This is a genomic window from uncultured Microbacterium sp. (assembly GCF_947488465.1).
GTDB lineage: Bacteria > Actinomycetota > Actinomycetes > Actinomycetales > Microbacteriaceae > Microbacterium.
On the sequence record NZ_CANKZA010000002.1, the window covers coordinates 309263 to 328546 of the forward strand.

20 protein-coding genes and 3 tRNA genes are annotated in these 19284 nt (G+C 66.2%); 11 read left to right on the top strand and 12 right to left on the bottom strand.

Features of this window, described 5'->3' with window-relative positions:
- Positions 1–11 precede the first annotated feature (11 nt).
- From gyrA to Q0653_RS06540, 4 genes are all read left to right on the top strand, one after another.
- Positions 12–2597 (top strand): DNA gyrase subunit A, encoded by a 2586-nt coding sequence (gyrA, locus tag Q0653_RS06525; RefSeq protein ID WP_298742848.1) that lies wholly within the window; start codon positions 12–14, stop codon positions 2595–2597.
- Entirely contained in the window at positions 2594–2995 is a 402-nt protein-coding gene (locus Q0653_RS06530; protein WP_298742850.1) for a DUF3566 domain-containing protein, read from the top strand. Before gyrA ends, Q0653_RS06530 begins: the two co-directional genes overlap by 4 nt.
- A 68-nt stretch (positions 2996–3063) precedes the next feature.
- Positions 3064–3140: transfer RNA gene (locus tag Q0653_RS06535), tRNA-Ile, on the top strand.
- Between the two features lie 10 nt (positions 3141–3150).
- Positions 3151–3223: transfer RNA gene (locus tag Q0653_RS06540), tRNA-Ala, on the top strand.
- A 9-nt stretch (positions 3224–3232) separates the two neighbouring features.
- On the opposite strand, the gene Q0653_RS06545 is transcribed toward Q0653_RS06540, so the two are convergent.
- Together Q0653_RS06545 and Q0653_RS06550 are read right to left on the bottom strand one after the other, a co-directional pair.
- Complete coding sequence (locus Q0653_RS06545; RefSeq protein WP_298943613.1) at positions 3233–3691, bottom strand: aminoacyl-tRNA deacylase; 459 nt, start codon at positions 3689–3691, stop codon at positions 3233–3235.
- 8 nt (positions 3692–3699) lie between these two features.
- Complete coding sequence (locus Q0653_RS06550; protein ID WP_298742862.1) at positions 3700–4272, bottom strand: DNA helicase; 573 nt, start codon at positions 4270–4272, stop codon at positions 3700–3702.
- A 91-nt stretch (positions 4273–4363) separates the two neighbouring features.
- On the opposite strand from Q0653_RS06550, the gene Q0653_RS06555 reads away from it, so the two are divergent.
- Positions 4364–4921, top strand: a complete 558-nt coding sequence (locus Q0653_RS06555; RefSeq protein ID WP_298742865.1) for a peptidylprolyl isomerase — start codon at positions 4364–4366, stop codon at positions 4919–4921.
- Between the two features lie 28 nt (positions 4922–4949).
- On the top strand, positions 4950–5801 hold the full coding sequence (locus Q0653_RS06560) for a rhomboid family intramembrane serine protease (RefSeq protein WP_298943614.1): 852 nt from the start codon (positions 4950–4952) through the stop codon (positions 5799–5801).
- A gap of 82 nt (positions 5802–5883) precedes the next feature.
- Here the strand turns inward: Q0653_RS06560 and Q0653_RS06565 are convergent, their stop codons facing one another.
- On the bottom strand, positions 5884–6123 hold the full coding sequence (locus tag Q0653_RS06565) for a cell division protein CrgA (protein ID WP_298943616.1): 240 nt from the start codon (positions 6121–6123) through the stop codon (positions 5884–5886).
- Between the two features lie 56 nt (positions 6124–6179).
- Here Q0653_RS06565 and Q0653_RS06570 point away from each other — a divergent pair, with 56 nt between their 5' ends.
- Genes Q0653_RS06570 through Q0653_RS06580 form a run of 3 tightly spaced genes read left to right on the top strand, consistent with a single transcriptional unit; the run spans position 6180 to position 7757 of the window.
- Complete coding sequence (locus Q0653_RS06570) at positions 6180–6962, top strand: class E sortase (protein ID WP_298943617.1); 783 nt, start codon at positions 6180–6182, stop codon at positions 6960–6962.
- Positions 6962–7120: a hypothetical protein gene (locus Q0653_RS06575; protein WP_298742873.1), complete on the top strand. Its 159-nt coding sequence runs from the start codon at positions 6962–6964 to the stop codon at positions 7118–7120. The genes Q0653_RS06570 and Q0653_RS06575 overlap by 1 nt, the downstream gene beginning before the upstream one ends.
- Positions 7113–7757 (top strand): gamma-glutamyl-gamma-aminobutyrate hydrolase family protein, encoded by a 645-nt coding sequence (locus tag Q0653_RS06580; protein ID WP_298943619.1) that lies wholly within the window; start codon positions 7113–7115, stop codon positions 7755–7757. Before Q0653_RS06575 ends, Q0653_RS06580 begins: the two co-directional genes overlap by 8 nt.
- Before the next feature lie 25 nt (positions 7758–7782).
- On the opposite strand, the gene pknB is transcribed toward Q0653_RS06580, so the two are convergent.
- From pknB to Q0653_RS06615, 7 genes are all read right to left on the bottom strand, one after another.
- A complete protein-coding gene (gene pknB, locus Q0653_RS06585; RefSeq protein ID WP_298943621.1) occupies positions 7783–9465 on the bottom strand; it encodes a Stk1 family PASTA domain-containing Ser/Thr kinase in 1683 nt (560 codons plus the stop codon).
- An 87-nt stretch (positions 9466–9552) separates the two neighbouring features.
- Positions 9553–11325, bottom strand: a complete 1773-nt coding sequence (locus Q0653_RS06590) for a protein kinase (protein ID WP_298943623.1) — start codon at positions 11323–11325, stop codon at positions 9553–9555.
- Entirely contained in the window at positions 11322–12779 is a 1458-nt protein-coding gene (locus tag Q0653_RS06595; RefSeq protein ID WP_298943625.1) for a penicillin-binding transpeptidase domain-containing protein, read from the bottom strand. Before Q0653_RS06595 ends, Q0653_RS06590 begins: the two co-directional genes overlap by 4 nt.
- A gap of 2 nt (positions 12780–12781) precedes the next feature.
- Complete coding sequence (locus tag Q0653_RS06600) at positions 12782–14158, bottom strand: FtsW/RodA/SpoVE family cell cycle protein (RefSeq protein ID WP_298742883.1); 1377 nt, start codon at positions 14156–14158, stop codon at positions 12782–12784.
- On the bottom strand, positions 14155–15393 hold the full coding sequence (locus Q0653_RS06605) for a PP2C family serine/threonine-protein phosphatase (RefSeq protein WP_298742885.1): 1239 nt from the start codon (positions 15391–15393) through the stop codon (positions 14155–14157). Before Q0653_RS06605 ends, Q0653_RS06600 begins: the two co-directional genes overlap by 4 nt.
- Positions 15394–15405: 12 nt before the next feature.
- Positions 15406–15936 (bottom strand): FHA domain-containing protein, encoded by a 531-nt coding sequence (locus Q0653_RS06610; RefSeq protein ID WP_298742888.1) that lies wholly within the window; start codon positions 15934–15936, stop codon positions 15406–15408.
- Positions 15933–16664 (bottom strand): DUF3662 and FHA domain-containing protein, encoded by a 732-nt coding sequence (locus Q0653_RS06615; RefSeq protein ID WP_298943627.1) that lies wholly within the window; start codon positions 16662–16664, stop codon positions 15933–15935. The genes Q0653_RS06610 and Q0653_RS06615 overlap by 4 nt, the downstream gene beginning before the upstream one ends.
- A 143-nt stretch (positions 16665–16807) precedes the next feature.
- Between Q0653_RS06615 and Q0653_RS06620 the strand changes: the two genes are divergently transcribed.
- A tRNA-Leu gene (locus tag Q0653_RS06620) sits at positions 16808–16891 on the top strand.
- Positions 16892–17001: 110 nt separating this feature from the next.
- Here Q0653_RS06620 and Q0653_RS06625 read toward each other — a convergent pair.
- Together Q0653_RS06625 and Q0653_RS06630 are read right to left on the bottom strand one after the other, a co-directional pair.
- Entirely contained in the window at positions 17002–18291 is a 1290-nt protein-coding gene (locus tag Q0653_RS06625; RefSeq protein WP_298943628.1) for a tyrosine-type recombinase/integrase, read from the bottom strand.
- 30 nt (positions 18292–18321) lie between these two features.
- The gene (locus Q0653_RS06630; RefSeq protein ID WP_298943629.1) at positions 18322–18891 is read right to left on the bottom strand and encodes a helix-turn-helix transcriptional regulator; all 570 of its coding nucleotides are present in this window, start codon (positions 18889–18891) and stop codon (positions 18322–18324) included.
- 112 nt (positions 18892–19003) lie between these two features.
- On the opposite strand from Q0653_RS06630, the gene Q0653_RS06635 reads away from it, so the two are divergent.
- Entirely contained in the window at positions 19004–19219 is a 216-nt protein-coding gene (locus tag Q0653_RS06635; protein WP_298943630.1) for a helix-turn-helix domain-containing protein, read from the top strand.
- Positions 19220–19284: the final 65 nt, after the last annotated feature.

The window sequence follows — 19284 nt, forward strand, 5'->3', positions numbered from 1 at the left end:
GGACCACACAAATGACTGACGACGAACGTCCGGACATCACCGACGGACACAATCACGGCAACATCGACCAGGTCGACCTCCAGGTCGAGATGCAGCGGAGCTACCTCGACTACGCGATGAGCGTCATCGTGGGTCGTGCGTTGCCGGATGTGCGCGATGGCCTCAAGCCCGTGCACCGCCGTGTGATCTACGGCATGTACGACGGTGGCTACCGCCCCGACAAGAGCTTCAACAAGTGCGCGCGCGTCGTCGGTGAAGTCATGGGGCAGTACCACCCCCACGGCGACTCGGCGATCTACGACGCCCTCGTGCGCCTGGTCCAGCCCTGGTCGCTGCGGTATCCCCTCGCCGACGGCCAGGGAAACTTCGGTTCTCCCGGGAACATGGGCGCCGCCGCCCCGCGGTACACCGAGACCAAGATGGCAGCGCTCGCCATGGAGATGGTCCGCGACATCGACGAGGAAACCGTCGATTTCGAGGACAACTACGACGGCAAGACGCAGGAACCGAAGGTTCTCCCGGCGCGCTTCCCCAACCTGCTGGTCAACGGCTCGGTGGGTATCGCGGTCGGCATGGCGACGAACATCCCACCGCACAACCTGCGCGAAGTGTCTGCCGGTGCGCTGTGGGCGCTCGAGCACCCCGAAGCGACCCGCGACGAACTCCTCGAGGCGCTCATGGAGCGCATCCCGGGTCCGGATTTCCCGACGGGCGCGCAGATTCTCGGCACGCGCGGAATCCGTGACGCGCAACGCACCGGACGCGGATCGATCACGATGCGCGCGATCGTCAACGTCGAAGAGATTCAGGGCCGTACCTGCCTCGTCGTCACGGAGCTGCCCTACCAGGTCAACCCCGACAACGTCGCCGCGAAGATCCGTGACCTCGCCCGCGACGGCAAGTTGAGTGGCATTGCCGACATCCGCGATGAGACCTCGGACCGCACGGGTCAGCGACTGGTCATCGTGCTCAAGCGCGACGCCGTCGCGAAGGTCGTCCTGAACAACCTGTACAAGCACACGCAGTTGCAGGAGAACTTCGGCGCGAACATGCTGGCCATCGTCGATGGTGTGCCTCGCACCCTCGCGATCGACGGGTTCATCTCGTACTGGGTCGAGCACCAGGTCGAGGTCATCGTCCGCCGCACCGGATTCCGGTTGCGCAAGGCCGAGCGCCGCATGCACACCCTCGAGGGCTACCTGAAGGCGCTCGATCAGCTCGACGAGGTCATTGCGCTCATCCGTCGCTCTCCCACGGTCGATGAGGCCCGAGACGGCCTGATGACCCTGCTGGACGTCGACAAGGATCAAGCCGACGAGATTCTCGCGCTGCAGCTGCGGCGCCTCGCGGCGATGGAGCGCCAGAAGATCATCGACGAGGCGCGCGAGCTCGAGAAGCAGATCGCGGACTTCCGGGCGATCCTCGCCGACCCGACCCGCCAGCGCACCATCATCCGCGAGGAGCTCACGGAGATCGTCGACAAATACGGCGACGAGCGACGCACCCACATCCTGCACGGGTTCGACGGCGACATGTCGATGGAAGACCTCATCCCCGTCGAGGAGATGGTCCTGACGGTGACGCGCGCCGGGTACATCAAGCGCACGCGCAGCGACAATTACCGTCAGCAGCACCGTGGCGGTAAGGGCGTGAAGGGTGCGCAACTGCGCGCCGATGACGTCGTCGAGCACTTCTTCGTCACCACGACGCACCACTGGCTGTTGTTCTTCACGACCAAGGGTCGGGTCTACCGGTGCAAGACGTACGAAGTTCCCGAGGCCGGCCGTGATGCGAAGGGTCAGCACGTCGCGAATCTCCTCGCGCTCCAGCCGGGCGAAGAGATCGCGCAGATCCTCGACATCAGTGACTACACCGTGGCGCAGTACCTTGTGCTCGCCACCCGCGACGGCAAGGTGAAGAAGACGCTGCTCAGCGACTACGACACCAACCGTCAGGGTGGCATCATCGCGATCCGTCTGCGCGGCCAGGAAGAGGAAGACGGCGACGAGGTCGTCAGCGCCCTGTTGGTCGATGAGACCGACGATGTCCTCCTGATCTCGCGGCAGGGGATGTCGTTGCGCTTCACCGCCACCGACGAGTCGCTCCGCCCGATGGGTCGCTCCACCGAAGGCGTGAAGGGGATGTCGTTCCGCCAGGGAGACACGCTCCTGTCTGCATCGGTCGCCCAGGACGATGCGTTCGTGTTCGTCGTGACCGAAGGCGGCTACGCCAAGCGCACCGCGGTGGGGCAGTATCGCCTGCAGGGTCGCGGTGGATTGGGCATCAAGGTCGCCAAGTTGAACGAGGATCGCGGTGATCTCGCGGGCGGTCTGATGGTCCGTGAGGACGACGAGGTCTTGGTGGTCCTTGCCAGCGGCAAGGTGGTACGCTCTGCCGTGGCCGAGGTCCCCGCCAAGGGACGCGACACCATGGGCGTCGTTTTCGCCCGACCGGACGACGAGGATCGTATCCTCGCTATCGCCCGCAACGGTGAGCGTGGACTGGCCGAGGCCGCTGAACAAGCGGCATCCGAGAATGCCCCCGCTGCCGCAGAGACGTCGACGGCGAGCCCCGAAGAGAGTAGTACTGACGCATGAGCACGGTAGCCGACAAGCTGGCGAAGAAGTCGACCAGCAAGACCAGCTCCAAGCAGGTCCGCCTCCGCCTGGTGTACGTGGATTTCTGGTCCGCCGTGAAGCTGTCTTTCCTCGCGGCCGTGGCCCTCGCGATCGTCACGATCGTCTCGGTCTTCCTGATCTACACGGTCCTCAGTACGACCGGCATCATCGAGCAGCTCGATGAGCTGCTCAAGGCATTCGACGACAACTTCACGCTGGGAGACTACGTCGGCCTGCCGCAGGTGATGTCCTTTGCGTCTATCGTCGCGATCCTGAACCTCATCGTGATCACGGTGCTCGGCGCGGTTGTCGCCGGCATCTACAACCTCATGGTGAAGGTCACTGGAGGACTGCTCGTCGGCTTCACCTCGAACTGATTTCGGATTCGCCCGCAGTTCGGGTAAAGTCTTGGAGGTTGACGGCGCACAGACGCCGACCTCCGCACGGGGCTATAGCTCAGTTGGTTAGAGCGCTTCACTGATAATGAAGAGGTCCCAGGTTCAAATCCTGGTAGCCCCACCACCCCACTCCGGGGGCCTTAGCTCAGTTGGTAGAGCGCCTGCTTTGCAAGCAGGATGTCGGGAGTTCGAATCTCCCAGGCTCCACAGTTTTCCTCACTGCGAAATGTCGGCCACGGTCGCCTCGTACGCGCCGATCAGGTCGTCCGCCTCGACGAACAGGCTGTATCCGTGCGCGCCAGCGCCCATGGCGACGCGGCGGCCGGTGATCCTCGCATCCGCAAACACGGGCCATGCCGTGGAGCTGCCGATCGGGACGATCGTGCCCCGCTCGTACCCGGTCGCGTCGAGGGCGCGTTGCGGGTCGGGGAGCTGCATCTTGTTGACGCCGACGATCGCCCGCAGCTTCGGCCACGAGATCGCCCGGTCGCCGGGGATGAGCGCGAACAGATAGGTGTCGTCCGAGCGCTTGACCACCAGCGTCTTCACGATCTCCGAGGGGTGGAGACCGAGAAGGCCCGCCGCATCCTCCAGTGAGGATGCGGCGGGCCTTTCCCGAATCTCGATCTCAAGTCCACGCTCGGCCGCGGCCGTCCGGACTCGTTCGAGCGTCATGCGTCTACTCAGGCGTCGGGCGCACGCAGCGGGTCGTCGGCGACCCACAGCTCGTCGTCGGCACGGAGCGTCTGCCAGGCGGCATAGAGCACACCGGCGGCGGCGGCGATCCCGAAGAGGATCGCGATCACGCCACCGGCGCTGATGCCCGACTTCTTCGGCTCCGCGATGGCGAGCCGCTTCGCGGCCTTCGCACCGTACTTGTCGGCCTTCTTCTGCAGATCTGCGACGTCGAAGCCACCGAAACCGCGACCGGCGGCGAGACGCTCACGCGTGTCGTTGGCGGCATCCCACACCGACAGCGCCGAACCGACGACGGCACCTGCGGCGGGAACGAGGTTGCGGTTGTAGATCTTGCGACCCGTCGCGACGCTCTGGTTCACCACCGGAGCGGCATACTTCTCGTAGCTGTGCTGCACCGCAGGCACGACCTGTTCGCGGTTGTAGTGCCCCAGCTGACGGCCCGCCTCACGGGCGATGTCACCGGCCTGACCGACCAGGACCTGCTGCGACTCCCACACCTTGGTGGCCTGGGTCTGAAGCTTGCGAAGTTCTTTCTTGCGCTTACGGCTGACGCTCACGGGGTGACCTCCCTGATCGGGGAACGTTTCTCTCCATCTTGCCAGACAGCGGCGACCATGCCAGGGGTTGACAGATGTGAGAATAGTGAGCATGACGACTCACACCGCCGTAGCCACGCTCCACACCAACCACGGCGACATCGTCGTCAACCTGTTCGGCGACCACGCGCCGCGCACGGTGCAGAACTTCACCGGCCTCGCCGATGGGTCGCAGGCCTGGACGCACCCCGGTACCGGCCAGCCCGGTGAAGGCCCGCTCTACACCGACGTCATCTTCCACCGCATCATCCCGAACTTCATGATCCAGGGCGGCGACCCGCTCGGACAGGGCGTCGGCGGTCCCGGTTACAACTTCAACGACGAGATCAGCCCCGAGCTGAACTTCAACGAGCCCTACATCCTCGCGATGGCCAACGCAGGTCTCCGCCGCAACGCCATCACCGGCAAGGCCGAGGGCACCAACGGCTCCCAGTTCTTCATCACGACCGATCCGACCCCGTGGCTGCAGGGCAAGCACACGATCTTCGGTGAGGTGGCGGACGCCGATTCGCGCGCCGTCGTCGACGCGATCGCTGCTGTCCCCACCGGTGCCGGCGACCGTCCGATCGAGCCCGTCGTGCTGAAGTCGGTCGACGTCGTCGCCGTCTGATCATCGACACGATCAGGAACCGGTACACATGACGGATTCGGACGTCCGGACGAATCCGGACAACTTCTGTTACCGGCATCCTGACCGGCAGAGCTTCGTGCTCTGCCAGCGGTGTCTGCGCACGATCTGCGGAGAGTGCCAGACACCGCTGCCGGTCGGTGTGATCTGCCCAGAGTGTCTGCGTGACGCTCAGCAGCAGCAACAGAAGTCCGCGCCCGTCACGCGGATGCCGCGGCGCCGGGCGGGTGTCGACTCCCGACCGATCGTGACGTACACGCTCGTGATCATCACGACCGTGTTCTATCTGATCGGTCTGATCCCGGGGATCGGGCAGAGCGTGCAGAGCCTGCTGGCCTTCAACGGCGTTCTCGCCTACATCCAGCCCTGGCGCTTGCTGACCGTCACCCTGGTGCACGCCGGAATCTGGCACATCGCTCTCAACATGCTGGCGTTGTGGGCGCTCGGCCGGAGCCTCGAACCCCTCCTCGGCCGCTGGCGGTTCCTCGCCCTCTACCTGCTGAGTGCGCTCGGGGGGTCGGTGCTGGTTGCTCTGCTCGCCCCGGGGACGTGGGTCGTCGGCGCCTCGGGTGCGGTGTGGGGACTCTTGGGCGCCATGTTCGTGATCGGCCGACACCTCGGGGCGAACGTCACGGCGATCGCGGTGATCATGGGCATCAACCTGGTGCTGACGTTCCTGCCGGGCTCGGGCATCTCGTGGCAGGCGCACATCGGCGGCGGCCTCGTCGGCGCGCTGATCGGTCTCATTTTCGCTCGCACGCGCGCCATCCGGATGCAGCGCCGGCAGATCTGGTTGCTCGTCGCGGTGGGAGCAGGGCTCTTAGCCCTGCTCGGCATCCCGTACGTGCTGTACTACGCCTGAGTTATCCACAGATTCATCCACAACTGGGGATGAATTACAGCGGTGTAACTCACACCTGTGGGATCAGCGGGGGATGGATGCGTCAGCGCCAGCGCGTCGTCATCAGGAAGCCGATGAAGGCGATCCCGAAGCCGATGACGAGGTTCCATCCCGCGATGCCGGGAATCGGCAGGTTCTGGTTGCTGAGGTAGAAGACGATCACCCAGAGCAAACCGAGAATCATCAAACCCAGCATGATGGGCTTGAACCACACCGGATTGGGGGTGGCGTCACCCTCGGTGTGCTCGACGATCTGTTCGTCACCCTTGCCTGAACGTGCCATGGCGTCGATTCTACCTGTCAGCCGCGGCACATCCTACGCTCGGTAGAATCCTCGACATGGGGGACCGTGAACTCACGTCTCGCCGCGCCCGGCGGGCTCGGCCGAGGCGCCGCGTATCGGTTCTCGGCGTGATCGGTGAACTGCTGATAACCGTCGGAGTCGTCGCCCTCTTGTTCGTCGCCTGGCAGATGTGGATCGGTGACATGATCATCGGTGGGCAGAAGCATGCCGAGGCCGATGCGCTGTCGCAGAGTTGGATGACGCCCGCGGCCACGCCGACCCAATCCGCCTCGCCCGCGCCCGTTCCGACGGATGCACCCGCAGAGACCGTGGTTCCCGTGCTCGCGCAGCCGGCGCACGGCGAGCAGTTCGGCGTCATGTTCGTGCCGCGCTTCGGTGCGGACTGGAAGTTCACGATCGCCGCGGGGACGACCCGGAAGGACATTCTCGATCTCGGCGAGATCGGCCACTACGCCGACACCGCCATGCCCGGCGGGATCGGCAACACGGTCTACGCCGCTCATCGCTGGACATCTGGTCAGCCGTTCGATCCGATCGACAAGCTCGTCGTCGGAGACGCGATCGTCGTCCAGACGGCGGAGGGCTGGTACACCTACCGGTTCCGCACGCTCGAGTACGTGCAAGACACCCAGGTCGACGTGCTCCTGCCGGTGCCCCAACAAGCGGGGGTCGAAGCCAATGGCCGCTACTTGACGCTCACGAGCTGCGCTCCGAAGCTCAACATGCTCGAGCGCATCATCGCGTACGCGGTCTTCGACGATTTCACGCCGACCGCGGAGGGGCCGCCCGCCGCACTCACCGAAGGGGTGACCGTCTGATGTACGGCGCACTGTGGCGAATCTTGCCCGGCCCCGCGTGGGTGCGGGTCTTCATTCTGTTGATCCTGGCGACGGCGGTGATCTACGGACTGTTCTGGCACGTCTTCCCTTGGGCCGCACAGTTCATCACTCCGACGGAATCCACCATCGGTGGCTGACCGTTCCGGCCGCATTCTGGTCGTCGACAACCACGACAGCTTCGTCCACACGCTGATCGGATACCTGCATGAGCTCGGGGCTCACACGGACCTCATCGAGGCGGATGTCGTGTCGGACCCGGTCGACACCGTCTCCGGCTACGCCGGGGTGCTGGTCTCCCCCGGACCCGGGACACCCGAAGACGCGGGAGCGTCGATCGACATCATCCTCGCTGCTGTGGAGGCTGGCATCCCCCTGCTCGGGGTGTGCCTCGGCCATCAGGCACTCGCCGTGGCGTTCGGGGCGACCGTCGCCGAAGCCCCGGAAGTGCGACACGGGATCACCTCCCTGATCCACCACGACGAAACCGGACTGTTCGCGGGACTCCGCGATCCCTTCGCCGCGACGCGGTACCACTCGCTCGCGGTGCGCCCCGAGACGCTCCCGTCCGTCTTGGTGGTGACGGCGACCACGCACTCCGGTGTCATCATGGGCCTCGCCCACCGCACGGCACCCGCGTGGGGCGTGCAGTTCCACCCGGAGAGCATCCTGACCGAGGGCGGTTATCAGCTGCTGGGAACCTGGCTCGAGGCCACCGGGGTGGTCGGTGCGGCCGCGCGCGGCGCCGCACTTCGTCCTCTCCGCCCCGTCGGCTGAGTCGATCCGTCCGCGGACGATCCCGTCAGCCCGTGCACACGGTCAGATCGACGGTGGAGTGGATCGGCACATCACCCGGTGCGAGCGACTGGGAGGCGACGACCGGCTCGCCCGGAGTGGCTGGGCACGCGGGGTCTTCGATCACGGTGACGGTCAACGCCATGTCGTCCGCGGTCAGTTCGCGCTCCGCCGCGGCCACGGTGTAGCCGACCATGTTCACGAGCGTCACTTTACCGCTCGCGACCACGAGGTTCACCGTCGTCCCCACGGCGACCTGCGAACCCTCCGTCTGGTCGGCGGAGATCACGACACCGGCCGCGAGGTTCGGATCGTTGCTGTTGCGCACCGAGCCCACACCGAGCCCGGCCGCAGCGAGTGCCGCTGAAGCCTCGGCCTGACTGAGTGAGACGAGCGTGGGGACCGTCGCGAGCTGCGCGCCGGTCGAAACGTACAGGGTGATCTTCTGACCCGACGCAACCGTGGTGCCGGCGGTGGGGTCCGTCCGGATGACGTTTCCCTCCGCGATCGTGTCGCTGCTCTCGTCGAGTCGTGTCGCTTGGAGGTTCTCATCGAACAGCGCCTCGTTCGCGCGCTCCCACGACATGTCGATGAGGTTCGGGACGACACGCGCGTCCGGACTCACGCTCGGCCCCGGGCGACTGGTCATCACCCAGATCAGCACGGAGATCAGCACCGCGGCGAGCACCGCAACGCCCATCCAGATCCATGCGGCCGGGGGCCCTGCCTGCGTGCGCCGCATCGTGGTGTCGGTGCTCAGTTGCCGGAGCGACCTCGCCGTCTCCGCCGCTTGGCGCGGGTTTGCTCCATACAACTCGCTCGTGAGCGCACCGACCTGCCGCTTGCTCGGAGCGCGTCCATCGGTCGTCGCGTCCAGCGCTTCACGAAATGACGCGGCATCCTGATAGCGCTGGTAGGGATCCTTCGCAAGGGCGCGGAGCACGACGGCATCCAGCGCGCGTGGCACGCTCTCGACCAGCTCGGACGGCGGCAGGGGCGTCTCGCTGACGTGCTGGTAGGCGACGGCGACGGGAGTGTCGCCGCGGAACGGCGTGCGGCCGGTGAGGAGTTCGTAGAGGACGACGCCGGTGGAATAGACGTCGGCGCGCGCGTCGACCGGTTCACCCTTGGCCTGTTCCGGTGAGAAGTACGACGCCGTGCCGATGATGGCCGTGGTCTCGGCCACGGTCGACGAAGAGTCGGAGACCGCGCGGGCGATACCGAAGTCCATCACCTTGATCTGGCCACGCTCGGTGACCATCACGTTGCCGGGTTTGATGTCGCGGTGCACGACGCCGGCCCGGTGCGAGTATTCGAGAGCCTCGAGGATGCCATCGGTGTAGCGGACGGCATCGGCCAGCGGCACGGGTCCGTCGGAGATGACGGACTTCAGCAACACCCCGCCGACGAGTTCCATCACGATGTACGGAACCGGGTGGGACGTCCCGTCCGGATCGGTCTCGGTGTCTTCGCCCGCATCGTACACACGCACGATCGTTGGATGCGACATCCGCGACGCGGCCTGGGCTTCCAGTCGGAACCGGGTGCGGAACGCGCTGTCGACGGCGAGTTCGCGCTTCAGGATTTTGATGGCGACCGAACGTCCGAGGGTGAGGTCTTGCCCACGGTAGACACTCGCCATGCCACCCCGCCCGATGAGTTCGTCGATGCGGTAGCGGCCGGAAAGCACGCGCGGCTCTGCTGACACTTCACTCCCTGGGCTGACTCCTAGGCCAGCCTAACCGACCACCCTGGAGGGTGCCCGCACGATCCGACGTCACTCGTCGGTGCTGTCGGATCCCTCGGCCGGCGGTGCCGGATTTCCCGTCGGGGCGGCAACGATCGACGCCTGTACTTCCTGGGATGCTTCCGATGTCCGCTCGCCCGACTCACCCGTGCACGTCACCGTGTAGAGCACCGTCATGATGCGCCCCACTTCGCTGGCGACCGTGACGGGGACGGGCCGGTCGTTCGGCCCGAACGATCCGGTCGACTGTCCGTTGGATGTGAAGACACCGTTGGTGAGGGTGATGTTGTACGACGAGACGGTGCTCGACCCGGAGGGGCAGGTGAACCCGGTCCAGTTGATCGTCGCGGTGCCACCGGCCTCGACCGTGGGTGACGACGCTCCGTCGACCTGGATGACCGGCGCCGATGGTGTGTTCATCGGAGTCAAGGGTCCGTAGGCGCTGAGCGTGACCTGCTGATCGAGTTGTACCGTGCCCGACACCGGGTTGGTCTCGTAGATGAGGCCCTCTTGATCGGCGGTCGGCGCGGCGACTGAGCCGGTCTGGCAGGTCACCGCGGTCATGTTGTTCGTCCGGGCGATCTCGGTCGCTTCGGCGCAGGTCTTGCCGACGAACCCGAGCGTGTCGATCTGCACCGAGGTCGGCGTCGGCTCGGGTGTGTCGGAGGGGGTCGCCGGAGCCGAGGACGCGGGAGTGGATGTCGTGGGATCCGGCGTGGGCGCAGGGTTTCCGAAGAGGGCGAACAACGTTCCGCCGAGCACCAGCACCAGCATCGCGATCAGGGCGATGAGCGGCCACGTCCAGGGGCTGCGCTTTTTCTTCTCGCCGGGTCCCTCGTCCACCAGGGTGCCGGCGGGAGCCGCAGCGGGGAGGATGCGGGTGGCTTCGTCGGTGGCGAGTCTCCCGGGGGTGAGGAGTTGAGTGACCTCGTCGAGCGGCACCGCACCCGCGATCGCGGGAACGATCGCCGCTGCGCCAGCGATGTCGCCGCGTCGCAGAGCGGTCGCCGCACGCGCGACGGCCGAAGCCGTCGCTGGACGATCTTCCGGCTTCTTGGCGATCATGCTCATGACGAGGTTCTTGACCGGCTCGCCGATCGTGTCGGGAAGCGGCGGCGGCGCGTCGTTGATCTGCGCCATCGCGATCGCAACCTGCGACTCGCCCGTGAAGGGACGCTTGCCGGCGAGGGATTCGAACGCGACGATGCCGAGTGAGTAGATGTCGGTCGAGGGTGACGCGGCGTGACCCGAGGCCTGTTCGGGTGAGAGGTACTGGACGGTGCCCATGACCTGCCCGGTCGCCGTCAACGGAACCTGGTCGGCGATACGCGCGATGCCGAAGTCGGTGATCTTGACCCGGCCATCCGGGGTGATGAGGAGGTTTCCGGGCTTGATGTCACGGTGTACCAGGCCGGCCGCGTGGGCGGCCTGGAGGGCAGCGGCCGTCTGGGCGACGATGTCGAGCGTCTTGTCGGTGGAGAGCGACCCCTCGCGTTCGAGGATCGTCGACAGGGCCTCACCGGGCACGAGTTCCATGACGAGGAAGGCGGAGCCGTTCTCCTCGCCGTAATCGAAAACGCTGGCGATGCCTTCGTGGTTGACGAGAGCCGCGTGTCGGGCCTCGGCGCGGAAGCGCTCGAGGAATCCCGGGTCGCCCATGTACTCGTCTTTGAGGATCTTGATCGCGACGGTACGTCCGATGACGTGGTCGGTCGCTTCCCAGACCTCACCCATCCCGCCGATGGCGATCCGGGAATCCAGTTCGTACCGCCCGCCGAAGCTCACACCTTGCGTCGGTCTCATCTGCTCAGCACCGCCTCAATGACTTTCTTCGCGATGGGGGCCGCGATCCCGTTGCTCGTACCTTGTTGGCCGAGCCCTCCGCCGTTTTCGACCATGACCGCGACGACGACTTGGGGGTCGTCGGCGGGCGCGAATCCGGTGAACCACAACGTGTACGGATCTCCCGGACCATGCTCCGCAGTGCCGGTTTTTCCCGCCACGTCGACGCCGTCTATTCTTGCACCGCTGGCTGCGCCGTTACTGACATTGGCCACCATCATCGTGGTCATCTGGGCAGCCAGGCTCGACGACAGAGCGCGTTCGAACTCGGTGTCTTCGGGCGTCTGCTGGACCGTCAGGTCGGGAGCGACGACACGATCGACCATCCGCGGATTCATCACGACTCCGTCGTTGGCGATACCGGCCGCGACCATCGCGATCTGCAGGGGCGTTGCGATCACATCACCCTGCCCGAAGCCGGACAGCGCGGTCTCGGGGTCGGACAGTGCCCGCGGATACACCGAGGCGGTCGTGGTCAGGGGAATGTCGAAGCTCGCGTTGAAGCCGTACTTCTCGGCCTCGGCGCGGATGGCGTCGTCACCGAGCGCGACGGCCAGCTGCGCCATGGGGATGTTGCAGCTCAGCCGCAGGGCCGTGGCGAGTGTGACCTGGTCCCCGTCGCCGCACGTGCCCCCGTCGAAGTTGCTGATCTCGGTCGACGTGCCGGGCAACGTGTACCTTGCCGGGTTCGGGAACGTCGACTCGGGTGTGTAGTCACCGGACGCGAGTGCGGCGGAGACCACGACGAGCTTGAACGTCGATCCGGGCGGGTTGAGCTTGCCGGCGATCGCCCGATTGTCGAGCGGCCGCAGGGCGTTCGCGGTCAACGTGTCGTAGTCGGCGAGCACCTGGGTCGTATCGTGCGAGGCGAGCAGATTCGTGTCGTAGCTCGGACTCGTCACCATCGCGAGCACGCGACCGGTCGTCGGCTCCATGGCGACGACCGCGCCCTGATAGTCGCCGAGGGCGTCGTACGCGACGCGCTGGATCTCGGGGTCGAGTGACAACACGACGTTCGATCCGCGCGGCGGCTGGCCGGTCACGATTCGGTCCAGGCGAGAGAGGAACTGCGAGCTGTCGGTGCCGGAGAGCACGGTGTTCATCGCGCGCTCCAGGCCCCGCGACGACCCGAGCACGGGGTTGATGTAGCCCGTCACCGGAGCCCACATGTCGCCGTCCGGATAGGTGCGGTTCCAGCTGTAGAGATCGCCGCTGGGCACCGACGAGGCGATCACCGTGTCACCGGCGAGGATCGAGCCCCGCTGCACTTCGTAGGAGTCGTAGAGCGCGCGTTTGTTGTACGGATTGGCGCTCAGCTCGCTCGCCTGGACCACCTGGATCCAGCTGATCGCGCCGAAGAGTCCGACGAACATGACGAGCATGACGATGCTGAGGCGGCGGAGTTCCTTTGTCATGACTAGCCGATCACCACCCGGGGCCGGGAGCGCACGGCATCCGATATCCGCAACAGAAGCGCGACGATCAGCCAGTTCGCGACGAGCGACGAGCCGCCGGCCGCGAGGAACGGGGTCGTCAGGCCGGTGAGCGGGATGAGACGAGTGACGCCGCCGACCATGATGAATACCTGTAGCGCGATCGTGAACGACAGTCCGGTGGCGAGCAGCTTGCCGAAGTCGTCCTGTCCGGCGATGCCGATGCGGATGCCGCGGCTCGTGAACACCATGTACAGGCACAGGATCGCGAAGAGACCGATGAGCCCCAGCTCTTCACCGAGGCTCGGGAAGATGTAGTCGCTGTGCGCGAGGGGGGTGAGGTCGGGGCGCCCGTGACCGAGGCCCGTACCGATGAGGCCGCCCTGGGCCAGACCGAAGATGCCGCTGACGAGCTGGTAGCTCGAGCCGTTGACGAGGTCGGGGTTGAAGGCGTCCAACCAGTTCGTGAACCGCGCGCCGACGTACGGCAGGATGCGTGAGGCCAGGAAGGCTCCGGCGACGGCGAGGACGACACCGATCAGGACCCAACTCGTCTTGCCTGTGGCGGCATAGAGCATCGCGACGAACATGCCGAAGATGAGCAACCCGGTGCCGAGGTCGCGCTGGAAGATGATGATCCCCATGGCGCCGGCCCAGATGAGCAGCAGCGGGCCGAGTTCACGCGCTCGCGGCCACGTCATGCCGAGGAAGCGGGTCCCCACCGAGGTCAGTGACTCACGCGTGCGCACGAGGTAACCGGCGAAGAAGATGCCGAGGGCGAGCTTGGCGAGCTCCCCCGGCTGGAACGAGAAGAGTCCCCCGATCGAGACCCAGACGTCGGCTCCAGCCTCGACCCCGAGCCCGGGAACGAGAGGGAGCAGCAGAAGTGCGATGCCCACGAACCCGAACACGTAGGTGTAGCGGAACAACACGCGGTAGTTCTTGAGGAAGAGCACGACCGCCGTGGCCCCCACGATCGCGATGACGAGCCAGGCGAGTTGCCGGGTCGAGAACGCTCCCCAGCCGGCGAGATCGTCGGCGAGGTCGAGGCGATAGATCATCGCGAGCCCCAGGCCCGACAGCACGGTGGCGATCGGAACGACGAACGGGTCAGCCGATCGCGCGGTGAATCGCAGCACGACATGGAGGACGAGGACGAGGACCGTCAGTCCGCCGCAGTAGTACAGGAAGGTCGCGTCGATCTGCCCTTCGGCGCCGAGCTGGACGAGGGCGACGGCGCCGGCGTTGATGGCGAAGGCGAAGAGCAAGAGACCGAGTTCGCGGTTACGTTGCGTTTGCGGCAGCCGCACACGCCGGAGCGCCTTCACGACGGTCGTATCCGTCTCGACGGTGTCGGTCACGGGGTGACTCCCGTCGTCGGGCGCAGGTTCGCGACGATCGCGTTCGCGTCGGCGACGGACCGCGCCGAGATCGTGTTCTCCACCGAAATGCGCTGGTAGGTCGGCAAGTCCGCCAGCAGGATGCCGGTGTCCTCGTACACGGACGACAGCGGGATGGGCCCGATGTCCTGTTGGATGCCGCGGAAGATCACGACCGAATCATCATCGGCACCGACGAAAAAGCGGGTCTGGCTCCAGCTGTACGCGCCGAAGAGGGCGGCGGCGATCGCGAGGAGAATCACGGCGAACCCGACGAACCACCACACGCGGCGACGACGACCACGGCGTCGGTCTTCCTCGATGAGCTCCTCGAGGAACTCCGGGGCCGGCTCGAAGTGCGTGGGCTCGTTCGCGGCCTGGCGGCCCGGGTGCAACCAGCTCGTGCGTCCCGGCCGGGCGGCAGGAACCTCGATGCCCTGGGGGTTCGACGCCGATCCGACGATCGTCGGGGTCCCACTGAAGAGGGGATGGTTCCCGCCCACATCGACGATGACGATCGTCACGTTGTCTGGGGCGCCGGCATCCAGAGCTTGCTTGAGCAACAGATCGGCCGTTCGTCCCGGCGCGAACCCCTGACTCAGTGCCTTTTCGGTGTGCGCGTCGTCGACGACCCCGCACAGCCCGTCCGAGCACAGCAACCAGCGGTCGCCCGGCTGGGTCGGCATGATGAACGTGTCGACGTCGGGATCGGGATCCATGTCGCCGAGCACCCGCATGAGGACCGAGCGCCGCGGGTGATACCGCGCCTCCTCGGGGGTGATCCGGCCGGAATCCACGAGTCGCTGGACGAACGTGTGGTCGGCAGTGATCTGCGTGAGCGCGCCGTCGCGGTAGAGGTAGATCCGCGAATCGCCGATGTGCGCGATGACGGCGTAGTCCTCGACCATTGCCAGGGCACTGACCGTCGTACCCATACCGGCGAGCTCGGGCCGCTCTGCCACCGTGTCGATGAGTTGCGCCGCGGTCTCGCCGATCGCATCCTGCAGGGCGTGCTCGGCATCGCTCGGGCTCGGGAACGGGTGGTCGAGCTCTTTCAGCCGGTGCACCGCGAGGCCAGAGGCCACATCGCCGCCCGCGTGCCCGCCCATCCCGTCGGCGACGACGAACAGATTCGAGCCGCTGTAGCCCGAGTCCTGATTGTTGGAGCGCACCTTCCCCGTATGGGAGATGGCGACGCTGGATCCCTCGAAGGCCATGACGGCGGGCCGCTACTTCCGCAGCTCGAACGTCGTGGCGCCGACCTTGATCGGCGCGCCGATCCGCACGGGCACGGGTGTACTCAGGCGCTGCCCGTCGTGCCAGGTGCCGTTGGTCGAATCGAGGTCCTGGATCATCCACTGGTCGCCCCACAGGAGCAACCGGGCGTGGTGGCTGGAGGTGTAGTCGTCGCGGATCACGAGACCCGATTCGCTCGAGCGCCCGATCGTGAGTGGCTCTGAGCCGAGCGGAAGCTCGAGGCCGGCCTTCGGGCCGCTCGTGATGATGATGCGGGCAACGGCGTCACGCGTCGCCTTCGAGCCGGAACCGGTCGGCGTGGCCGGGACGGAGGGTGCGATCGGCGCTGTCGCCGCGTGCGCCGGGGCGGATGCCGGCGATGCGGCGGCAGGTGCCGGATCGGGCATCTTGCGCACGGTGACACCGAACAGGTCAGCGCGCAGCGAATACACCACGGCGAAAACGAAGAACCACAGCAGCACCAAGAAGCCGATCTGCAGAAGCAGAAGGGTCAGTTCACTCACGACATGCCTCCGAGGCCGAAGGCGCGCGTCGCGTCGGCCGCCGACGTCGACGGGCGCGGCGGGGTCGCCTGGGCGATGACGTGGAAGGTGATGTCGGTGCGCCCGATCGTGACGACCGAGTCGGGGGGGAGGGGCGCTTCCGCGACGGGGCGCCCGTCGAGCTTGGTCCCGTTGGTGGACTTGAGGTCGCGCACCATCGCGCGCTCGCCGTCCCAGAGAATCTCGACGTGGCGTCGGCTCGTGCCGGCATCCGGGATCGTGATGTCGGCGTCGCTGCCGCGACCGATGACCGTCCGCCCCTTGACGAGAGGATGCCGCTGTCCAGCGATGTCGACGACGCCGCGCCACGAAACGTCTCCCGCGGCCGTGCGCGAATCGACGCGGACGGTTCCGGTCGGCAGTTGCGCGTCGGCGTTCACCGCGATCGTCACCGGCCCCGCGAAGCTGAATCCCTGCGCTTTCGCGTGAGCGTCGACAAGGCGGTGCAGTTCTTCTTCGAGAGTGGTGCCCAACGCATCCATCCGTTCGGCATCGGCGGGAGCCAGACGAAGGACGAACGTGTTCGGCGCGAGGATACGATCGCGGCTGACCACAGCGGCCTTCGCGTCGAGTTCGCTGCGCAGTGCGGAGGCGAGCTCGACGGGCTGGACGCCACTGCGGAAGGTCTTCGCGAACGCGCTGTTGACGGCGCGCTCGAGTCCCTTCTCGAAGCTGTCAAGTAGTCCCACGGGGCTCCTCTGGCGTGCTGACCGGTGCGTACATGCTAGTTGCACAGCCTGAGTGCGCGCGGATGGCGCACCCGGCATCGATTGCAGCGGGGTCTGTCTCGCGTGATATCCTCGGGAAGTTGACCCGGTGGTGACACCGGTTCGCGCGAGTGGCGGAATAGGTAGACGCGCTGGCTTCAGGTGCCAGTGCCCGCAAGGGCGTGGGGGTTCAAGTCCCCCCTCGCGCACAGAACGAAAGTGGCTCCTCACCAGGGATTTTATGATCCAGGTGAGGGGCTATTTCGTTATCATGGGGCGAGATATGGGGCAAGCACCTCGGCGTGCCCCATCGCGAGGCTCATGTCCCGGCGAGGCGGCTGGCGAACCGGTCGACGGCGTTCTTCTGCATCGTCGGGGTGACGTGGCTGTAGATGTTCATCGTCGTGGTGATCGTGGAGTGCCCGAGGCGTTCCTGCACGACCTTGGGCGGCACGCCGAGTTCCATGAGGATCGTCGCGTGCGTGTGCCGCAAGCCCTTGAGCGTGACGCGGGGCAGGTGCTCGAACCTCTTGACCTTGACGGCCCACTTGAGGCGGCGATCCCAGCGGCTGGTCATCGCGTCGGGTGAGCGGGGCTGGCCATCGTCGTCTCCGAAGATGTAGGCATCGGCCCTCGCCAGCTCGAAAGACAGCTCGGCGCGAGCGACCTTGTAGGAGGCGATCGCTTTCAAGGTCGCGGCGTCGACGTCGATGACGCGAGCGTTGCCGGTCTTGGTGGTCTTCGTCTTCGTCCAGTCCTCGGTGTTGATCGCACGCCGGATGCTCACCTGCGAGGTCTTGATGTTCACATCGCTCCACTTCAGCGCGAGGGCTTCACTGCGCCGCACCCCAGTGTTCGCGATCACCCACCACAGCGCGAACAACTCGTCCTGTAGCTCGTCGCGATCCCACGCGAGGAACGCGGCGAGCTGATCGGCCGTCCACGTCACCAGCTCGGGCTTCTCTGCCCGCATCTGGCTCGTGGTCGGCGCTTTCGCCGCTTTCCGCTTGGCGGGGTTGGTGGCGATGTGCCCGTCCTCGATTGCGGCGTCGAGGATCGCCCCCAGGACGACGTGGGCTTTGTGCACCGTGTTGGCCGACAGCGGCCCGCCCTTGTCCTGCTCGTCCTTCCGTCCGTGCTGTTCCAGGTCGCGGTAGTGGCGGGCGATCCGGGTAGGGGTGAGCTTGTCGAGCGGATAGTGCCCGAGCTGCGTGCGGAGGTGATTGCGGATGATCTTGTTGTACCCGGCGATCGTGGAGTCCGCGAGCTTGAGCCCTTCCACCCAGGCGTCGGCGTAGACGCCGAGAGTGGGTACTTTCCCGCCGAACTTCTCCTGCTGATCCCGCTGCTTGAGGGCGTCCTGCAACGCGGCGTCCGCATCGGCGGCGGTTGAGAATCCGCCCCGGCTGAACTTCTTCTCCCCGAGGTCGGGCTGCTCCGGGTCGACGGGCACCCAGATCTGATACCGCCACCGCTTCCCTGCGGCGGTCTGGTACGACTGGATCGACCCGCGGCCACCACGCCGGGTTCGCGAGCGACGTGCCTGCGCTTTCTGCGACGTCTCGGCAGCGTCGGCTGCTCGTTCCGCTGGCGTTCCGCGTGGTGCCATGATTCCGGCTCCTTCCTCTCTGCGGCTCGGCTACTCGGCGGGGCCGAAGCGGTCGAGGTAGTCGGCGGCGTCGAACACGCGCCCGGTCGGGTCGATCTGCACGCCCCGTTCCCGGATGAGCCGCTGGCGTTCCTTCAAGTCCGCGAGGCGCTTCGTGTAGTCGTCGTGGGTGGCCTGGTTCGGGCTGCCGTGGCGCAGCGCGCTCTCGAAGTATTGGATGCGGTTGAGGTTCTGCACCCATTCCTGCTGCCAGTAGGCCAGCAGTCCGTCGCTGGTGAGGACGAGTTCTCCGCGCGCCCACTTCTCGATTTCCTCCGGCAGGTACGTCTCCGGTACCCCGGTCAGCGTCGTCTGCTCATCTGGGGGCGTCAGGAGTGCGGCGGGGCTGGTGCGCAGCAGGTAGGCGATCACGGTGAGGTCGTCCACGTCCACGCGGCGGTCGCCGTTCTCCAGCTTGCTGATGCCTGACGGCGACAGCTTCCGGCCCGCGGCGTCGAGAGCGTCGGACATGGTGCGCAGGTCCATGCCGATCGCTTGGCGTGCGGCTCGGATGTTCGCCGCGACGTGCGTGTTCGTGATTCCCGGAGGGTTGCCCCTCACCCGCTCTGTTTCCATAGTAAGAACATACAGCGCGGTACTTGACAACGCAAGCATGGGCTTCTACCGTTGAATGCACCCTCCTCGCGCGCGGCAAAGAACGGATGGTGCGATCATGCGTCAGAGCACCCTTGATATCGACGACCTCCGAAGGCGGCGCAGCCTCGTCATCACCCGCCAGGAAGCCGCCCAAGCCCTCGGCGTCGATCCCCGCACCATCACGGCAGGCATCGAGGAGGGCACCATCCCCTCCGTCAAGCTCGGCCGTCGCGTAGTGATTCCGCGAGAGAAGTTCCTGAGCTTGTTCGCCGACGACACGACTGCCGACTGACTAACCTTGGCTCGGCCGATGCTATTTCTCGGCTAGTATATCTAAAGTAGAAATAGCGACGACGG